This is a genomic window from Nocardia callitridis (assembly GCF_039543305.1).
Classification (GTDB): domain Bacteria; phylum Actinomycetota; class Actinomycetes; order Mycobacteriales; family Mycobacteriaceae; genus Nocardia; species Nocardia callitridis.
Genome location: NZ_BAABJM010000001.1, coordinates 604,693 through 621,909 on the forward strand (window position 1 = coordinate 604,693; position 17,217 = coordinate 621,909).

The 17,217-nt window shown below is 66.3% G+C and carries 20 protein-coding genes; 4 read left to right on the forward strand and 16 right to left on the reverse strand.

Translation table 11 applies throughout. The features are described from left to right. Nucleotides 1-187 precede the first annotated feature (187 nt). Nucleotides 188-2,989, forward strand: coding sequence for a hypothetical protein (locus ABEA50_RS02755; RefSeq protein WP_345493391.1), 2,802 nt, complete (start codon nucleotides 188-190; stop codon nucleotides 2,987-2,989). Between the two features lie 396 nt (nucleotides 2,990-3,385). After that, complete coding sequence (locus tag ABEA50_RS02760) at nucleotides 3,386-3,823, forward strand: hypothetical protein (protein ID WP_345493392.1); 438 nt, start codon at nucleotides 3,386-3,388, stop codon at nucleotides 3,821-3,823. Between the two features lie 622 nt (nucleotides 3,824-4,445). Here ABEA50_RS02760 and rpsQ read toward each other — a convergent pair. From rpsQ to rpsJ, 11 genes are read right to left on the reverse strand one after another with little or no spacing between them, the layout of a single operon-like run. Beyond that, nucleotides 4,446-4,730 (reverse strand): 30S ribosomal protein S17, encoded by a 285-nt coding sequence (rpsQ, locus tag ABEA50_RS02765; protein WP_345493393.1) that lies wholly within the window; start codon nucleotides 4,728-4,730, stop codon nucleotides 4,446-4,448. Further along, nucleotides 4,727-4,966 (reverse strand): 50S ribosomal protein L29, encoded by a 240-nt coding sequence (gene rpmC / locus ABEA50_RS02770; RefSeq protein ID WP_345493394.1) that lies wholly within the window; start codon nucleotides 4,964-4,966, stop codon nucleotides 4,727-4,729. The genes rpsQ and rpmC overlap by 4 nt, the downstream gene beginning before the upstream one ends. Then, nucleotides 4,966-5,382: a 50S ribosomal protein L16 gene (rplP, locus tag ABEA50_RS02775; RefSeq protein ID WP_345493395.1), complete on the reverse strand. Its 417-nt coding sequence runs from the start codon at nucleotides 5,380-5,382 to the stop codon at nucleotides 4,966-4,968. Before rplP ends, rpmC begins: the two co-directional genes overlap by 1 nt. 3 nt (nucleotides 5,383-5,385) lie before the next feature. Next, nucleotides 5,386-6,180: a 30S ribosomal protein S3 gene (gene rpsC, locus ABEA50_RS02780; protein WP_345493397.1), complete on the reverse strand. Its 795-nt coding sequence runs from the start codon at nucleotides 6,178-6,180 to the stop codon at nucleotides 5,386-5,388. After that, nucleotides 6,181-6,591 (reverse strand): 50S ribosomal protein L22, encoded by a 411-nt coding sequence (rplV, locus tag ABEA50_RS02785; protein WP_345493399.1) that lies wholly within the window; start codon nucleotides 6,589-6,591, stop codon nucleotides 6,181-6,183. Beyond that, complete coding sequence (rpsS, locus tag ABEA50_RS02790) at nucleotides 6,588-6,869, reverse strand: 30S ribosomal protein S19 (RefSeq protein ID WP_345493400.1); 282 nt, start codon at nucleotides 6,867-6,869, stop codon at nucleotides 6,588-6,590. The genes rplV and rpsS overlap by 4 nt, the downstream gene beginning before the upstream one ends. 15 nt (nucleotides 6,870-6,884) lie before the next feature. Beyond that, nucleotides 6,885-7,724, reverse strand: a complete 840-nt coding sequence (gene rplB, locus ABEA50_RS02795; RefSeq protein WP_345493401.1) for a 50S ribosomal protein L2 — start codon at nucleotides 7,722-7,724, stop codon at nucleotides 6,885-6,887. 33 nt (nucleotides 7,725-7,757) lie between these two features. Further along, entirely contained in the window at nucleotides 7,758-8,063 is a 306-nt protein-coding gene (rplW, locus tag ABEA50_RS02800) for a 50S ribosomal protein L23 (RefSeq protein WP_345493402.1), read from the reverse strand. After that, nucleotides 8,060-8,746, reverse strand: coding sequence for a 50S ribosomal protein L4 (gene rplD, locus ABEA50_RS02805; RefSeq protein WP_345493403.1), 687 nt, complete (start codon nucleotides 8,744-8,746; stop codon nucleotides 8,060-8,062). The genes rplW and rplD overlap by 4 nt, the downstream gene beginning before the upstream one ends. After that, nucleotides 8,743-9,408 (reverse strand): 50S ribosomal protein L3, encoded by a 666-nt coding sequence (gene rplC / locus ABEA50_RS02810; RefSeq protein ID WP_345493404.1) that lies wholly within the window; start codon nucleotides 9,406-9,408, stop codon nucleotides 8,743-8,745. The genes rplD and rplC overlap by 4 nt, the downstream gene beginning before the upstream one ends. Nucleotides 9,409-9,422: 14 nt before the next feature. Further along, on the reverse strand, nucleotides 9,423-9,728 hold the full coding sequence (gene rpsJ, locus ABEA50_RS02815; protein WP_003938093.1) for a 30S ribosomal protein S10: 306 nt from the start codon (nucleotides 9,726-9,728) through the stop codon (nucleotides 9,423-9,425). A 527-nt stretch (nucleotides 9,729-10,255) separates the two neighbouring features. Here rpsJ and ABEA50_RS02820 point away from each other — a divergent pair. After that, entirely contained in the window at nucleotides 10,256-10,732 is a 477-nt protein-coding gene (locus tag ABEA50_RS02820; RefSeq protein WP_345493405.1) for a hotdog fold domain-containing protein, read from the forward strand. Nucleotides 10,733-10,766: 34 nt separating this feature from the next. Here the strand turns inward: ABEA50_RS02820 and ABEA50_RS02825 are convergent, their stop codons facing one another. Both ABEA50_RS02825 and ABEA50_RS02830 read right to left on the reverse strand, forming a co-directional pair. Beyond that, complete coding sequence (locus ABEA50_RS02825; RefSeq protein ID WP_345493406.1) at nucleotides 10,767-11,627, reverse strand: esterase/lipase family protein; 861 nt, start codon at nucleotides 11,625-11,627, stop codon at nucleotides 10,767-10,769. Between the two features lie 66 nt (nucleotides 11,628-11,693). Continuing rightward, entirely contained in the window at nucleotides 11,694-12,722 is a 1,029-nt protein-coding gene (locus ABEA50_RS02830; RefSeq protein ID WP_425577512.1) for an alpha/beta hydrolase, read from the reverse strand. Between the two features lie 209 nt (nucleotides 12,723-12,931). On the opposite strand from ABEA50_RS02830, the gene ABEA50_RS02835 reads away from it, so the two are divergent. Next, nucleotides 12,932-14,164 (forward strand): lycopene cyclase family protein, encoded by a 1,233-nt coding sequence (locus tag ABEA50_RS02835; RefSeq protein WP_345493408.1) that lies wholly within the window; start codon nucleotides 12,932-12,934, stop codon nucleotides 14,162-14,164. Between the two features lie 94 nt (nucleotides 14,165-14,258). On the opposite strand, the gene ABEA50_RS02840 is transcribed toward ABEA50_RS02835, so the two are convergent. Genes ABEA50_RS02840 through ABEA50_RS02850 form a run of 3 tightly spaced genes read right to left on the reverse strand, consistent with a single transcriptional unit; the run spans nucleotide 14,259 to nucleotide 16,932 of the window. Continuing rightward, nucleotides 14,259-15,122, reverse strand: a complete 864-nt coding sequence (locus tag ABEA50_RS02840) for an ABC transporter permease (protein ID WP_425577513.1) — start codon at nucleotides 15,120-15,122, stop codon at nucleotides 14,259-14,261. Next, nucleotides 15,119-15,952: an ABC transporter permease gene (locus ABEA50_RS02845; protein ID WP_425577514.1), complete on the reverse strand. Its 834-nt coding sequence runs from the start codon at nucleotides 15,950-15,952 to the stop codon at nucleotides 15,119-15,121. The genes ABEA50_RS02840 and ABEA50_RS02845 overlap by 4 nt, the downstream gene beginning before the upstream one ends. Continuing rightward, entirely contained in the window at nucleotides 15,949-16,932 is a 984-nt protein-coding gene (locus ABEA50_RS02850) for an ATP-binding cassette domain-containing protein (protein WP_345493409.1), read from the reverse strand. Before ABEA50_RS02850 ends, ABEA50_RS02845 begins: the two co-directional genes overlap by 4 nt. Between the last annotated feature and the right edge of the window lie 285 nt (nucleotides 16,933-17,217).

A 17,217-nucleotide genomic window follows, 5' to 3' on the forward strand; every position in this document is an offset into this window, starting at 1 on the left:
CAGCGCCCTATGTATCGCACAGGTTTTCGAGCGTTCGCATTGACCTCGTCCACATCGCGGTTTAGTCTCACAGCGATCACACATATGTTCGAGCAAGCATGCCGACGCCACCACGCCGGTATGACACCTGCTTGTGGGAAGGCTCGCGATGCCCGACGAATCGTCGAACGATCGTATGCAGACCTCCGTGGCGTCCGATCCGGCCGGAATTCACGAGAACGCTGAATTCGGCGGGGTCACCACACCGTTCGGATTCGACGGTCATTCCGAGCGAGACCGTCTTTGCGCGCCCGGCAGCAACGGACACGATGGCCACCCGGCGGACTCCACCGAGATCGGGAACGTCCCGACCGACGATTTCCCCTCGGCCGCCGAGTATTCCGAGTTCGCCAAGGACTTTCCGTCCTTCGACGATGACCGCGACCGGCCGCGAATCGTTTCGGCCGCCGAACTCGCGCACCCCGACGCACCGCGCCGCGGCGACCGTCCGACCGGCATCGACGAGATAGCCGCGCTCGAACAACAGGTCCGCACCGCGCGCGGCAAACTGCCATTGCAGCACGACGCCGCCCTCTTCGAGGTGCTCTCCGAGAAGGAGATCGCCGAGGAACGCGCGCTCGCGGAATGGATTCGCGGTCAGCGGCGCAAGCAACGCCGCCGTGCGGTCGAAGAGGAACTCGCCGTCGAAGCGCGAGACCGTAAGACCGCGGCGGTGATTCAGCGCGCCGACGAGGCCGACGCACGCTGGCATCGCCGCGCCCTCGCCGCCCGACGCCGGGTCTCCAGCGAGGACGCGCGCCTAGCGCAATTGTTTCGTCGCGCCGAATGGTCCTCGCGTGCACTGATTTCGGTGGTCGTGCTCGGCATGGTCTGGGCCGGCGTGAACGTCCAGCACAATCTGGTGCCCAGCGGCGACATGACCGATCCGCTGTATTGGTTGAGTTACGGCATCGAGGCGATGATCTCGATCCCCATCATCACCATCATGGTGGCGGCGACCACCGCGGCGCGTTGGGGTCGCGAACTCGCCCGCGGCAAGGTGCTGTTCTTCGAAGCCGCCCTGCTCGGCACCACGATCGCGCTCAACGCGGGCCCACACCTCGCCTCCGGCGAACTCGGCCGCGCCGCCGAATACGCCATCGCCCCGGTGATGGTGGGCGTCGTGATCTGGTTGCACGCCTGGGTTTCGGCCCGCTACGCGCTGTTGATCGACGGCGCGCCGGTCGTCGACCGCGGCGCGGAGCCGGGACGGGTGGCCAGCCGACGCGTCGACGCGAACCCGAGCACCGGGGTCGTGTCGCCCACGCAGCACCATGCGCTCGAGCGCGGCACGGGGGACGACCGCCGTTTCGCGACCCACGCGATGCCCGACCGTTCGGAAGCCACCGGTAGCAACGGCGCCGATACCTTCGGCGAGCCGAAACCCGCGGCTACCCATGGGCACTCGCGGCCCCACGCACCCAACGGCGCCGATGATTCGAGCACCCGGCTGCCGCGCAACGGGTACACGCCGGACACACCGGTCGTCGATCGACCCGCCGCGACCAGGACCTATCCGAACGGCCACGCACCCAGCTCGAACACCCGGCCACTGATCAACGGATTCCCGCTGAACACGCCGATCGTCGACCGCCGCGCCGAGCGCAGCGGACACGCCGCCAGCGCCGACGGGGACCACACCAACGGATTCGCGCCGCGCAACGGGACGCTCGACTCGCTCTCGAAACCAGGCCATCCCGGCACCCACAACCACCCCGGATCCAACGGCCACCGACCGACCGAGCGGACCAACGGACGCGAGGCCACGACAAGCGCACCCGAGACCCGCGATGGCCACCGCAGTTACACCGATAGCGCGCCGTCGAGCACCGATTACGCCACGGCTCCCCACCGAACTGCGAACGGCCACAACCACACACGCACGCCGAACGGCATCCATCAGCCGGAAGCCGACCACACCCCACGCAACGGCCACAACGCACAACCCGACCCCAACGACCAGCATTCCAGCCCGTCAGCTGAAGACAGCCGCAGCGCGACAACACCCGAATCGACGGCGAGCCCGGCGCCGCCTATCGACGGGAACGCGGACGCCATCGACCTCGCCCCGTCCGATCACCTCGCGAACCACACTTCCCGCAAGCACCACAGCGGGCACCTCGATGCGAGCGCGCGCAAAAACCGCGAAACCAACAGCCACACAACGGCAATCGACGACGCCGCCGCGAGCGCGTCAGGCGTCGCACACGGGTCGGACGCCGCGCCGGAGCCCACCGACTACGAGCACTCCGCATCGCATGGCGACGCGCCGACGCACCATTCGATCGGCGACGAGAAGCCGGAATTCGGCGTCGCGCGCGACGCACGTGTGGCACCACAGACGCCCAACGGCGCGCGGCAGTTCGCCAACGGCCATGACGCCGACTTGTTCGCCGACGACTCCGAACCTCGGCACACCACGAACACGGTCGATGACACGGGCGCCACCTCCACGCTGCGCACAAGTCCCGAGCCCACCACCGCGGCGACACCGATCAGCACCGAAAAGCCCGGCCCCGATGCTTCCGCACACACCGAACGCGTCACCGACATCCGCACTGCCACAACGAGTTCGAACAGCCCGCGTGGCATGACCATCCCGGAACAACTCGTCTTCGAGGAGCCCGTCGAGCCGCCGCGACCGCGACCCGTACCGATCCGCAGCGCACCATCGTTGCCCACTGTCGACGACGAGGTGCACGACGTGGAGGACGAAGACGATCTCGACGACGACACCGAGGTGACCTCACTCGCCAGGGAAATCGCGCGCAAGCGGCTGTCGAATCTTCCCATCGAGCAGCTGAAGGAAATACTCTTGCTCGCCGACGAATCCTGGCCGCCGCCCGGCATCGCCAACGAGGTCGGTGTCTCGCGGTCCGCAGTGGTGCGCGCGCTGGAATCCGCGCTCAAACTGCGCGGGCCCTGGCTGAACTCAGCCATCAGCGGCTGAACTCAGCTACCCCCACCACCGCAACTACTGCCGCCACCGCAACTGCTCCCACCGCCACAGCTGCTACCGCCACCGGAATCACTGCCCGAATCACCACCGTGGTGGTCGTGGTGACCGCCCCCGTCACCGGCGTACCAGCCCCCGGCGCTACCCGCGGACCAACCGCCGCGACGCGCATTGCGACCGCGGTTGTTTCCACCGACCTTCATCCGATACAACACTGCGCCGATCAACAGGAGCCCGACCAATACCCCGAACGCCAGAAACACTCCCATGCCCCGCACAGTAGCGCGCGGTAGGCGACACTCGCCGGGTATCGGAGGTGCCCGGTACTCGCCGCTGCGACAGGTGAATTCGGGGCTACCGCGTCACCGAGCAGATCGGTACCGTCCACCCATGCGCCGATCCCTCGCCAGAGTCGCCTTCCCCGTCGCTGCCGTCGCCGCACTCGCGGTCGGTCTGGCAGCGCCCGCCCAGGCGGCCAACACCGAATTCGCGGTCACCACCCTCACTTCGGGTCCCTGCGTCATCCAACAGACTGTCCGCGTCGGTTACGCCGACCCGAACTATCCCGGTGCCGTCTCGTTCGCCCTCCCACAGCCGAACCTCACCCTCGGCATCCCGATCAATTGCGGCGCCACCATCACCGTGCGCTGGCACAACGAGACCACTGGCGCCTCCGGGGCCCACTCCACCACCGTCAACCTGCCGTCGGGCTGCGACGTCCCCATCTGCTCCGCGTACTCGGTCCCCACCGGCCCCGGCCGAGTCACCGCCGAACTCTCCTCGAACTTCATCCATCAGCAGGGCGAGATCACCATCGACGTGCCCTGAGCAACACTCGACAGCGCCCACTTCCCCGCAGAAGCGGGCCTTCAGTGTCTTGGCCCGCTAGGGCGGCGCGGATTCGGTGTACTGGACAGAGCACTCGAGCGCGGCGACCGGCTGGCCACCATCGATGGCGGCTACGTGGGAACGGAGTCGCCGCCATCGCCTAGCTCGCGGACCTCGCTTCTTACTCACCCTAGGACAAGAGCGCTCCCACGCAGACGAGTAGAACCAAGATCATCAGGACATCATGGCAGCGCTACCCGAGTGAGCCCGCCAGGATGTACTGCTGACCTTGCAGGTGGGGGCGGCCGATTTCCGCACGGCCGTGGTAGACGTCGCCCAGGTCATCGTCGCCCCGGTGTCGAAGTCAGTCGACTTCGACCGGGTGCTCGCCCCGGCCGTCGCAAGATCGGGGAGAGCGTCAACGGCTACCTGCCGTCACAGCGAGAGTTGCTCTTCGACTACTTCGACCGTGCCGCCGAAGCCTTCCTGGCATCCACCGAGGAGATCCGCGCGGTCGCACCGCCGACCTACTGAATCACGGACGGGTCTGAAACGACCGCACCGACGAAAAAGGCCCGCTTCCTGAAAAGGAAGCGGGCCTTGAACTTTCGGCGGGGAAGCCTTACTTGGCCTTCTCCAGCACCTCGACCAGACGCCAGCGCTTGGTGGCCGACTGCGGACGGGTTTCCATCAGCTGGACGCGGTCGCCGACACCGGCGGTCTCGTCCTCGTCGTGCGCCTTCACCTTGGAGGTGGTGCGGATGATCTTGCCGTAGAGCTTGTGCCGGTTACGGTCTTCCAGCTCGACGACGATCGTCTTGTTCATCTTGTCCGAGACGACGTAACCGACGCGCACCTTGCGGCTGCTGCGCTCTTCGGTCGTCGTCACCTTCTCTTCGCTGCTCATGCCGCATCTCCCTTGTCCGCGGGTGCCGAGGCCAGACCGAGCTCCCGCTCACGCATGACCGTGTAGACGCGCGCGATCTCGTGACGAACGACGCGCAGCCGACGGTTGTTGTCCAGCTGACCCGTCGCCATCTGGAAGCGCAGGTTGAAAAGCTCTTCCTTCGACTCACGCAGGCGGGCGACGAGCTCGTCTTCGGTGAGCTCGCGCAGCTCGGCGGCCGGTGTTCCGGTAGCCATCAGAACTGCTCCTCCCTGGTCACGATCCTGCACTTCATCGGGAGCTTGTGCATCGCGCGGCGCAGGGCCTCGCGAGCGGTCTGCTCGTTCGGGTAACTCATCTCGAACATCACCCGACCCGGCTTGACGTTCGCGACCCACCACTCGGGCGAACCCTTACCGGAACCCATGCGGGTCTCGGCGGGCTTCTTGGTGAGCGGGCGATCGGGGTAGATGTTGATCCAGATCTTGCCGCCACGCTTGATGTGGCGGGTCATCGCGATACGCGCCGACTCGATCTGCCGGTTGGTGACGTAGGCCGGTTCCAGTGCCTGGATGCCGAATTCGCCGAACGCCACCGAGGTGCCGCCCTTGGCCATGCCTGAGCGGCCAGGGTGATGCTGCTTGCGGTGCTTCACCTTTCGAGGCATCAGCATGCGTCAGCCCTCCTGTTTTTCTGCCGGAGCGTCGGCCACCGCGGTGGCGGCGCGTCCGGCCTCGGTGCTGGTCGCGGTGGTGCCCGCGGACCCGGACCGACGCGGGCGGCTCGGCCGCTCCCGGCGCGGACGCTCGGGTGCGGTCGACGCGGCGGTGAGCTCACGCTTGCCACCGACGATGTCGCCCTTGTAGATCCAGACCTTCACGCCGATGCGACCGAAGGTGGTCTTGGCCTCGTAGAGGCCGTAGTCGATGTCGGCGCGCAGCGTGTGCAGCGGCACGCGACCTTCGCGGTAGAACTCCGAGCGCGACATCTCGGCGCCACCGAGGCGGCCCGAGCACTGCACCCGAATGCCCTTGACGTTCGACGAACGCATGGCCGACTGGATGGCCTTACGCATCGCACGACGGAACGCCACACGGTTGGACAGCTGCTCGGCGACCGCCTGGGCCACCAGCTGCGCATCCGATTCGGGGTTCTTGACCTCGAGGATGTTCAGCTGCACCTGCTTGCCGGTGAGCTTCTCCAGTTCCGCGCGGATCCGGTCGGCCTCGGCGCCGCGGCGACCGATGACGATGCCGGGACGCGCGGTGTGGATGTCGACACGCACACGGTCACGAGTGCGCTCGATCTCGACCTTGGAGATGCCGGCGCGCTCCATGCCGGTGGACAGCAGCTTGCGGATCGCGACGTCTTCCTTGACGTAATCCGCGTACTGCTTGTCGGCGTACCAGCGCGACTTCCAGTCTGTGGTGATGCCGAGGCGGAAGCCATGGGGGTTGATTTTCTGTCCCATTTACTTTGCCCCTCCCTTCCGACGGTTGCGAGTGGTTCCACCGGCGGTGGGGATGCTCTCGACCTCGATGGTGATGTGGCTGGTGCGCTTACGGATGCGGAACGCACGGCCCTGGGCACGCGGCTGGAACCGCTTCATGGTGGCGCCCTCGTCGACGTAAGCCGTCGAGATGACCAGCGTCGCCGGGTTCAGGCCGAGGTTGTTCTCGGCGTTGGCCGCGGCACTCGCGACGACCTTGGCGACCGGTTCGCTCGCGGCCTGCGGCGCGAACTTCAGGATCGCCAGTGCGTCCTCGACTCGCTTGCCGCGGACCAGGTCCACGACACGACGAGCCTTCATCGGGGTCACGCGGACATGCTTGGCGGTCGCGCGTGCGGTCTGGTTAACCGTGGCTGTGTTTGATTCGCTCATCGCCGCTTGCTCTTCCGGTCTTCCTTGACGTGGCTCCTGAACGTCCTGGTCGGCGCGAACTCACCGAGCTTGTGCCCGACCATGTTCTCCGAAACGAACACCGGAACGTGCTTGCGGCCGTCGTGCACCGCGAACGTGTGTCCGATGAAGTCAGGGATGATGGTCGAACGGCGCGACCAGGTCTTGATGACCTGCTTGCTGTTCTTCTCGTTCTGGACGTCCACCTTCGCGAGGAGGTGGTCGTCGACGAACGGGCCTTTCTTGAGGCTGCGTGGCATTTCTTACCTCCTCCTTCAGCGCTTGTTCTTGCCGGTACGACGCCGGCGGACGATGAGTTTGTCGCTAGGACGGTTGGGCTTGCGGGTGCGGCCTTCCGGCTGACCCCACGGCGAGACTGGGTGGCGACCACCGGAGGTCTTGCCTTCACCACCACCGTGCGGGTGGTCGACCGGGTTCATGACGACACCACGGACGGTAGGGCGCTTGCCCTTCCAGCGCATGCGACCGGCCTTGCCCCAGTTGATGTTCGACTGTTCGGCATTGCCGACCTCGCCGACGGTGGCGCGGCAGCGCACGTCGACACGGCGGATTTCGCCGGAAGGCATACGCAGCGTGGCGTAGCTACCTTCCTTACCGAGCAGCTGGATGCTGGATCCGGCCGAACGGGCCATCTTCGCGCCGCCGCCGGGACGCAGCTCCACCGCGTGGATCGTGGTACCGGTGGGGATGTTGCGCAGCGGCAGGTTGTTACCCGGCTTGATGTCGGCCGTGGGGCCGGACTCGATCGGGGTGCCCTGCGCGATGCCCTTGGGCGCGATGATGTAGCGCTTCTCGCCGTCGCGGTAGTGCAGCAACGCGATGTTCGCGGTCCGGTTGGGGTCGTACTCGATGTGCGCGACCTTGGCCGGCACGCCGTCCTTGTCCAACCGACGGAAGTCGATCAGGCGGTAGGCGCGCTTGTGGCCGCCACCGCGGTGGCGAGTGGTGATGCGACCGTGTGCGTTGCGGCCACCCTTGCTGTGCAGCGGGCGGATCAGCGACTTCTCGGGAGTCGACCGGGTGATCTCGGCGAAGTCCGAAACGGACGACCCTCGGCGACCCGGGGTCGTCGGCTTGTACTTACGAATTGCCATGAGTTCTTCTCTGCTTTCTGGAATCCCGCCCGCTTACGCGACCGGGCCTCCGAAGATCTCGATGGGCTTGCTGTCGGCCGAGATGGTCACGAGCGCGCGCTTGGTGTCCTTGCGCTTGCCGTAACCGAAGCGGGTCCGCTTGCGCTTGCCCTGACGGTTGGCGGTGTTGACGCTGGTGACCTTCACACCGAAAACCTTCTCGACGGCGATCTTGATCTGCGTCTTGTTGGTGTCCGGGTGCACGAGGAACGTGTAGGTGCCTTCCTCGATCAGTCCGTAGGACTTCTCGGAGATGACCGGCGCCAACAGAATGTCGCGTGGGTCGGCGATGGTGGTCACTTGCTCTCCTCCTGTGCTGATTCGGCGGGGCCGTGCACAAAGGTGTTCAAGGCCTCCACGCTGAACACCACTTCGTCGCTGTTGAGCACGTCGTAGGTGTTGAGCTGGTCCGGCGCGATCGCCAGCACATGCTGGAGGTTCGCCACGCTCTTCCATGCGGCGATGTCCTCGCGGCCGACGACGACCAGGAACTTCTTGCGGTCGGAAAGCTCCGCGAGGAAGGTCTTGGCGGTCTTGGTCGACGGAGCCTGTCCGGCGACGAGCTCGGTGATCACGTGCACGCGCTCGTTACGCACCCGGTCCGACAGGGCGCCACGCAGTGCGGCGGCCTTCATCTTCTTCGGGGTCCGCTGCGAGTAGTCACGCGGCTGCGGGCCGTGCACGGTGCCACCGCCGACGAACTGCGGCGCGCGGGTCGAGCCCTGACGGGCGCGGCCGGTGCCCTTCTGCCGGTACGGCTTCTTGCCACCACCGGCGACCTGGCCACGCGTCTTGGTCGCGTGGGTGCCCTGACGGGCCGCGGCCAGCTGCGCGGTGACGACCTGGTGCAGCAGAGCGATGTTCGCGGGCGCGTCGAAGATCTCGGCGGGGAGATCGACGGTGCCGTTGCTCTTGCCGCCCAGCGCCTTCACCGGCAGGGTCAGGTTCGCGGACTTCTTGTCCGTTGTCACTGCGCTGCTCATGCGTGCGCACCACCCTTCACGGCGCTCTTGACGATCACGACGCCACCCTTGCGACCAGGGATCGCGCCCTTGATCAGCAGCAGGCCGTTCTCGGCGTCCACCTTGTGGACCGAGAGGTTCTGCGTGGTGACACGGTCGTTGCCCATGCGGCCCGACATGCGCATGCCCTTGAACACGCGGCCGGGGGTGGCGCAACCACCGATGGAACCGGGACGACGGTGCACAGCCTGCGCACCGTGCGAGGCACCCTGGCCACTGAAGCCGTGGCGCTTCATGGTGCCGGCGAAGCCCTTGCCCTTGCTGGTGCCGGTCACGTCGACGTAGGCGCCTTCTTCGAACACCTCGGCGGTCAGTTCCTGACCGACCTCGAAGGTCGAGGCGTCGGCGACGCGGATCTCGACGATGTGGCGACGCGGTGTGACGCCCGCCTTGGTGAACTGGCCGGTGACCGGCTTGTTCACCTTGCGAGGGTCGATCGCACCGAAGGCGACCTGCACGGCGCTGTAGCCGTCGGTGTCCTGGGTGCGGATCTGGGTCACTACGTTCGGTCCGGCCTTGATGACGGTCACGGGAACGACGCGGTTCTTCTCGTCGAACACCTGGGTCATCCCGAGCTTGGTGCCCAGAATGCCCGCCGCTGGCCTGTTCTTGTTGTCAGTCATAGCTCGGATCCCCGTCACTGAATGTTGACGTCGACGCTGGCCGGGAGGTCGATGCGCATGAGCGCGTCGACCGTCTTCGGCGTCGGGTCGAGGATGTCGATAAGCCGCTTGTGCGTACGCATCTCGAAGTGCTCGCGCGAGTCCTTGTACTTGTGCGGCGAACGGATGACGCAGTACACGTTCTTCTCGGTCGGCAACGGCACCGGGCCGACCACACGGGCCCCAGTGCGGGTCACCGTCTCCACGATCTTGCGCGCGGACGCGTCGATCGCCTCGTGGTCATAGGCCTTGAGCCTGATGCGGATCTTTTGTCCCGCCACGCTAAGTGTCCTTTTCTCCGCTTTCCTTTGTGATTCCAAGCCGGCAAAGCCAACTGTCTGGATCACCTCGATTTGCATAGCCCATTGAGACTCTCAGTCGAGACCGCGACCGGGCACACCCGATCCTCGCCGCTGTTCATCTGTCATGGTTCTCCGGTCCACGCGGTCGGGCGTGTCGCCTTTCCGCTCATTCCTCGGCCCCGGCATCAACTACCGTCCCCGGCCCTGGAATGACTGTCCCGGACGCACCCACACCGGAATCCGGTGGAGTACAAGATTGGGTACTGCTCGCCTCGACCGACTCCGCCGTTTCCTCCGCTTTCACGGTAAAACAGGCGTGGCCCGGATCAAGGCAACCCGAACAGTATGCCCGACGTGCCCCGAGCACTTCAAATCCGCCCCCACCCAACTGACAACGAGGCACGAAAGGCCAGTTCAGAGCGGTTCCCCGGCAGACTACCAAGAGCACGAGACACAGTTGACGCACCCTCGACCCCGTGAACTTACTTCAGAGTAAGGTAAGCCGCATGAGCGCTGAGACCGCGACCTACCGTGGCTGGAAGAAGTTGCCGAACAATCGGCTCGGGCACGCACTGTTCTCCCTCGGCATGGTGGCGAAAGTCCCGTATTTCGGGACGGTGTTGCCCCAGGTCGTGCGATTGGAGCCGGGGCGATGCGAGGTCACCTCGCCGAAATGGTTCGGTATCCACAACCATCTCGGCACCTACCACGCGATCGCCGCGTGCAACCTCGCCGAGGTGGCGATGGGCATGCTCAGTGAGGCGACGGTCCCCAGGACCCACCGCTGGATTCCCAAGGCGATGAACGTGCGATACCTGGCCAAAGCGGAGACCGGCCTGCGCGCGGTCGCCGAACTGCCCGAACTGCCCGACTTCGCGGCGATCACCGAAGGGGTGGAGCTGGTGGTGCCGGTGTCGATCTACGACAAGCACGGCGTCGAGGTCGTGCACGCCGACATCACCACCTGGGTCTCCCCCGCCTGACCGCACCGAAACCTGTGCGGCCGAGGGGGTTTCCTCAGCAAGGCAGCGGACGCTGATCGTCGGCCAGCGCGCTGAGCACCGCGGCGGAGGCGCGCGGATCGATCAACAAACCGTTGTGATCAGCGGTGTCGGTGGGACAACCGTCCTGCAACATCACATTGCGATCCCCCGCCGACGGTGCCGCCAACTGCGCGGTGTCCTGCGGCGTGATCACCCCGTCGTAACGCGAGGCGATGGCGGAGTACCGGACGCCGGGCACGGTCTCGCCGGTCGCGTTGAGTCGGTGCAGCAGCGGCGAATCCGCGACCTGCTGCTTGCCCGGCGCACCGAATACCTGGCTCGCGATCTGCGCGTCGGTCAAACCGAGCGACGCCAAATCCGGGTAGAGCGCGGCCAGCCCGGCCCATGTCGTGCCTCGATACGGCGTCCCCATGGTCACCACCTGGGCGACCGCCGCCGCGCCCGCACGCCGCAGATACTGCCGGATCACGTTGCCTCCGGTGGAATGCCCGACCATCGCGACCCGCTCGGCGCCGGTAGTCCGACGGACTTCGGCGACCACGTCCGCGAGTTCGACCGCCATGCTCTCGATCTCACGCACCCCGTAGATCGGCCGGCCGAGCAGCGCGGCGCCGACCGAACCCACACCGGGTAGCGTCCTGCCGCTCACCACCTCCCCCGCGCTCGGCGCGGCACCGAGGTTCCCGGCGAAGACGCAGTAGCCCTCGGCACGCAGGCGCGGCGCGAGTACCGCGAAGCTGCGGCTGATCTCGGTCCCCGAGCCGTGCACGAGAACTACCGGCGGGCGCCCGGCGGTGGGTTCGCACGACCAGTCGTTGGCACCGTCCAGCGCGGCGAATCCCGGTGCCGCCCCGGCGCTGGGCGCATACGTCACCGTGACGACAAGCGCGGCGAACAGTAGTGAGAGGACGCGCGCTATGCGTTTCCGACAAGCCACGGCTCACAGCCCCAGCGAGTCGGCTAGGACGGGCCACGAATCCCGCAGCGCGTCTTCCCAATAACCCCACGAATGGGTACCGGCGCCGGGGAAGTGATAGCTGGCGGGGATGCCCAAAGAGTCCAGGCGCGTTCGCATGTTCTGCGTGCAGTAGTTGACCGCCGCCTCGATCACCCCGCCGAGCACGAGTTGGTCGGCGTAGCCGAAAGGGCCCTCCAGCGAGTACTCGCCGTTGTAGGTGTCATGGGCGCCGGGCAGTCCGTTGCCGCTGGAAAGGTAGATCGCCTTGCCGCGCAGGCCCTCCGCCTGTACGTAGGGATCGTTGAGCGCCCACTGCGGATCGTCGGCGCGACCCCACATGTTCTCGGCGTTCGACAGCCCCCATTGGTCGACGACCAGGTGCACGAACTGCTGCCCGATCGGATCACTGGTCTGCACGCAGCCGCTGTACGCGGCGACGCCGGAGTAGAGGTCACCGGTGGTGGCCGCCAACGACAGTGTCGCGGTTGCCGACATCGAATATCCTGCGATCGCATTGCGGCCGTCGGTGCCGAGATAGGCATTGATCAGTGGCGGCAATTCAGTGGTCAGAAACGTTTTCCACTTTTGCCTGCCCAGCCTCGGGTCGTCACGCTCCCAATCGGTGTAATAACTGAACATTCCACCGATCGGCGTGACCACGTTCACATTTTTGTCGGCGAGGAATTCCATCGCGTGCGTATTCGTGGCCCAGGTGACACCGTCGACGCCACCGGCGGCACCGAGCAACAGATACAGCACCGGCCGTGGCACGCCGGTATCGGCCGGGCGCTGCACCTCGACCGGGATATCCAGCCCCATCGCCGCGGAATGCACTGTCAGGGTGAGGTTTCGCGCGTCGTGTTCGCGCACCGAGACAATGCCGGGGCCGGTCGGGGGTGCGGCATGCGCGGTGCCTGAAACGACCGTCGAAGTGGTCACACCGACCACCACGCCGAGTACTGCCGCGAATGCGGCGAGACAACACAGAACCCGGCGATTTTCGCCTCGCATATCCAGCCTTTCCCCTGCCGAGAAGTAACCCCGACGCTGAGCTCAGAGTATGTTGCGCCGCAACACTTCTCACGACTCGAAATCCGGGGCCAACGGTTTTGGGGGCATGACGGAAACACGAGGAATTGCGTTGTTCGCGATGTATCTCACGCCCGCGCGAACATGCGGATGGTTGCGCCGACGCGACACCAGCGGATTGAATTGCCGCCATGAGCGACAACGCGGTCGGTGACAACTCGAACAATGGCGTGCCGCCCTCGGGGGCGCCGAACACGACCGCCGACATCTGCGTCGTCGGACTCGGGCCCACCGGTCGCGCGCTCGCGCACCGTGCGATGCGTGCCGGGCTGCGCGTGCTCGCTGTCGATCCGCGTCCCGACCGGATCTGGGCGCCCACCTTCTCCTGCTGGGTCGATGAACTGCCCGACTGGCTGCCCGCGACGGCGATCGCCAGCACCATCGGCGCGCCGACCGTATGGACCGACGTCGAACGCCGCATCCAACGGCCGTACTGCGTACTGTCGAAACCCGGCCTGCGCGACGCGCTTCCACTCGACGACGCCACCGTCATCGCGGCGCGAGCGACCCGTGTCGCCGCCGACGAGGTCGACCTCGCCGACGGGACGACGCTCACCGCCTCAGCCGTCTTCGACACCAGAGGCCTGCCGCCCCTGGGCCGACGCAGAGCGGCGAGCGCGCACGGGATCTTCGTCGACGCCGCGACGGCGGCGCCCATGGTCACCGAAGGTGAGGGCCTGCTGCTGGACTGGCGCCCCGAGAACGGTGCCGGCCCCGATGAGCCGCCGTCGTTTCTCTACTCGGTACCGCTCGGCGACGGCACGGTGATCTTCGAGGAAACCAGCCTCGGCCTGCGCGGTGGTATGCCCCAACACGAACTACGCAAGCGCACCCTGCATCGCCTCGCCGCCCACGGGATCCGGCTCACCGGCGAGGAACCGCACGAGGCCGCACACTATCCGTTGGCTCAACCTCCGCCGAAACCTGGTGTGGCACAGCCGGTCCCCTTCGGTTCGCGGGGCGGGATGATGCACCCCTGTACCGGCTACAGTGTCGCCGATTCGCTGGCCCTCGTCGACACCGCCGTCAACGCATTACTCGCGGGCGATGACCCGATCGCACGCCTGTGGCCACGGCGAGCCCGGCTGGTGTACTGGATGCGCATGCGCGGCCTCTACGGCCTCGGCCGACTCACCACCGAGCAGTCGACGGCGATGTTCGACGCCTTCTTCACCGCCTCGCCCCGCGGCCAACGCGCCTTACTCTCCGCGCACGCCGACTACGCCCCGTTGGCCGCGGTGCTGTTCAACACCGTCGCCGACACCTGGCCGTTCCACTGGCGCTACGACCTGGTCGGCTGGCGCAATCGCGACCGTTGGCTGGACTACCCGTTCGAGCCGACGACCGCTCCGGCGGATTCTTGAAGCCGACGCTTTCCCGGACGCGGCCCGCTGCCGCCCGCTCAGGTGAGCACGCGATGTTCTGCGGCGAGTTCGGCACGAATTGACCGGCCTTCGATCAGGAGCTGGTCTCCGCCGCGCGCCGGTAGCCGCGCACCGCGGGGTACCCGAAGACGACGATGATGCCGACCACCCAGGCCACGGTCTTCAGGAGCGGATCGGCGACCGGGCCGCCATAGGACAGGCCGCGCATCGCTTCGATGGCGCAACTCATCGGCTGGTTCGCGACCGTCGACTGCAGCCATCGCGGGTAGAAGAACGCCGGCACGAAACCGGTGTTGAAGAACATCAGCAATGTATTGAAGATCGCGATCGAGCTGACCAGCACGACGCCTTCGGTGAGTGTCGCCAGCGCGGTGACAAGCACCGCGAAGCCGATGGTGAACAGCACGGGAATGCCGATCAACGCCACCGCCGCCAGCGGCCCCTGCCCGAATCGGAAACCGAGACCGAGACCGACCGCGACCACGAACAAGGTGGTGACCAGTACCCGAATGGCCTCGGCCAACAGCCGTCCGACGATCCCGGCAGCGCGGTTCATCGGCAACGTCCAGAAACGCGCGAGCAGGCCGGTGCTCTTCTCGTTCTTGAAGCCGAGCGCACTCACCACCGCACCCGACATCGCCGCGACCAACGCGATCATGGCGACTTGGCCATAGATCACCGGCACACCGGCGGCATTGCTGATCGCCTTGCCGAGCACGATATTGAACATCAGCAGGGTGAGCGCCGGGTAGGCGAGCGTCTGAATGGTCGTCGCGGGATCGCGCGCCCACACCAACAGCAGCCGCTTGCACTGGATCAGTGTGTGCACCACCAAGCTGTGCACGGAACCTTCGGGATGGCCTGCGACCTCGGGCAGCGGGGTTCGCCCCTCGACGGTCCCGAGCGCAGTGTTCGCGGTCTTGCTCACTGAAGTCACGACCGCCTCACGCTCGCCCAGATCGCGAGTGGCACAAGCACGATCGCCAGTCCACCCAACCACACCAACGGCACCCACAGGACCTGCCAGCTGACCCCGTCCGCGGTCATGTCACGCAACGCGAAGGAGAACTGGGAGATCGGCTGGTTACGGACGAAGGGCCGAATCCACTCCGGGAAGTTGCGTTCCGGGACGAATCCGCACGAAAGCATGCCGAAGATCAGCGTGGGCAGCGTCAGCGCCTGACTCAGTGATTCCGGGCTCTTGGTCAGGCTGCCCAGTGCGTCGGCGCCGATCGCGAGCACGGTGCCCACCGCGAGCGCGAACGCGCAGAAGGCCACGGCTTGCCCGAATCCCGCGACGAAGCGAAACCCGATGAGGTAGCCGAAAACCAGCGCCGCCACGAGCGAGGTGACCGATCGGACCAGTCCCGCCGCGATCCGTGCCGAGAGTGGAACCAGCGCGCCGATCGGCATGGTCTGTAAGCGGGTGCTGAATCCGGTCAATGCCTCGAACGCGGCCAGCTGCGCGTTCGACATCATGGTGAAGGCCATCGTTTGCAGCACGATGATCGGCATGACGAACTGCGCGTAATCCACGCCTTGGAACTTCATCACGAACCGCAGCGGCAAATAGAACCCGAGGGTGAAGACCAGCGGCGTGATCACCGCGACGATCAGCTCACCCTTGGTCGCCATGGTCCGCACGATGCGTCCCGACAGTGCGCGCCATTGCCGGAAGTTCGACGGGTGCGCGCTCGGTAGTTCGGCGAACAAAGTCGCAGCGGCACCGGGATGGGCGCGCGGGGCCGAGTCCGTCGGCGCACTCACGCCGGGCCGCCCGTGCGGTCGGTGAGCGAAAGGAAAACGTCGTCCAGCGAGGGGCGGCGCAATCCGATGTCGGCCAGCGCGATTCCCGCCGCGTCCAACCTGCGCAACGCCTCGGACAGGGTGGCGGCACCATCCGGGGCGGGGATCGACAACCGGTCCTGCTCGCCGAAACGCTCGGCTACGCCGGCGGGGACCAGATCACCCAGCGCGGTGACGGCGTCGCGGACACGCGAGGTGTCGATCGGGACCACTTCGCAGTAGCTGCCGCCGATTTTCTCCTTGAGTTCGTCGGCGCTGCCTTCGGCGATCACGGTGCCTTTGTCGATGACGATGATGTTGTCGCTGAGGAAGTCGGCCTCTTCCAGGTACTGCGTGGTGAGCAGCACCGTAATGCCCTGGGTTTTCAGCATGTTCACCAGATCCCAAACACCCTGGCGGCTGCGCGGGTCGAGGCCGGTGGTCGGCTCGTCGAGGAACACCACCTCGGGGCGGACCACGAGGCCGCAGGCGATATCGACGCGGCGGCGCATGCCACCGGAGTAGTTGTGCACGGGGCGGCGGCCCGCGCTCACCAGATCGAACTCCTCCAGCAACGTATCGGCGCGCTTGCGGGCGGCGGACTTGCTCAAACCCATCAGCCGCGCGAACAGTTCGAGATTCTCGCGGCCGGAGAGGTTCTCGTCCAGTGCCGCGTACTGGCCGGTCATCATGATCGAACGCCGCACGGCCGCTGCATCTTTCACCACGTCGTGACCGGCGACGGTGGCCGTGCCGGAATCCGGGCGCAGCAGCGTGGACAGCACCTTCACCATGGTCGTCTTGCCCGCGCCGTTCGGGCCGAGAACACCGAGCACCCGTGCACGTTCGGCGACGAAGCTGACGCCACGCAGCGCATGCACGTCACCGAACGACTTGCGGACATCCGCGACGCGGACCGCAGGCTCCTCGGCATGCGAATCTGCTTGTTCCAAGCTCGGCATCAACTCTCCACTATCGGCCGGTGCGGCGACCGGGTTGCCAGGACGCACGGTGATTTCGTTCGGTTGGGTGATCCTTCGGGCTCGGCGTGATGTTACCGGCCGTGCAATCCTCGGCCCCTTCGCGCGCGCATTACCCGACTACCCGACGCCTTCCTGTGTCGTTACTCACATTCCCGACACATGTTCTATTGCAAATGGAAATCGGCACTGGGAAGGCAGCGAAAAGGCAGCACACGCACCTTGTCGGCCCGCCACGGTCGGCAATAGTCTGCTCCTCGGGAGGAA

Coding starts and splice junctions, on each gene's coding strand:
- ABEA50_RS02760 (WP_345493392.1), top strand. CDS start 3,386: ATGCGCCGATCCCTCGCCAGAGTCGCCTTCCCCGTCGCTGCCGTCGCC.
- rpsQ (WP_345493393.1), bottom strand. CDS start 4,730: ATGAGCAGCGAAGAGAAGGTGACGACGACCGAAGAGCGCAGCAGCCGC.
- rpmC (WP_345493394.1), bottom strand. CDS start 4,966: ATGGCTACCGGAACACCGGCCGCCGAGCTGCGCGAGCTCACCGAAGAC.
- rplP (WP_345493395.1), bottom strand. CDS start 5,382: ATGCTGATGCCTCGAAAGGTGAAGCACCGCAAGCAGCATCACCCTGGC.
- rpsC (WP_345493397.1), bottom strand. CDS start 6,180: ATGGGACAGAAAATCAACCCCCATGGCTTCCGCCTCGGCATCACCACA.
- rplV (WP_345493399.1), bottom strand. CDS start 6,591: ATGAGCGAATCAAACACAGCCACGGTTAACCAGACCGCACGCGCGACC.
- rpsS (WP_345493400.1), bottom strand. CDS start 6,869: ATGCCACGCAGCCTCAAGAAAGGCCCGTTCGTCGACGACCACCTCCTC.
- rplB (WP_345493401.1), bottom strand. CDS start 7,724: ATGGCAATTCGTAAGTACAAGCCGACGACCCCGGGTCGCCGAGGGTCG.
- rplD (WP_345493403.1), bottom strand. CDS start 8,746: ATGAGCAGCGCAGTGACAACGGACAAGAAGTCCGCGAACCTGACCCTG.
- rplC (WP_345493404.1), bottom strand. CDS start 9,408: ATGACTGACAACAAGAACAGGCCAGCGGCGGGCATTCTGGGCACCAAG.
- ABEA50_RS02820 (WP_345493405.1), top strand. CDS start 10,256: ATGAGCGCTGAGACCGCGACCTACCGTGGCTGGAAGAAGTTGCCGAAC.
- ABEA50_RS02830 (WP_425577512.1), bottom strand. CDS start 12,722: ATGCGAGGCGAAAATCGCCGGGTTCTGTGTTGTCTCGCCGCATTCGCG.
- ABEA50_RS02835 (WP_345493408.1), top strand. CDS start 12,932: ATGAGCGACAACGCGGTCGGTGACAACTCGAACAATGGCGTGCCGCCC.
- ABEA50_RS02850 (WP_345493409.1), bottom strand. CDS start 16,932: ATGCCGAGCTTGGAACAAGCAGATTCGCATGCCGAGGAGCCTGCGGTC.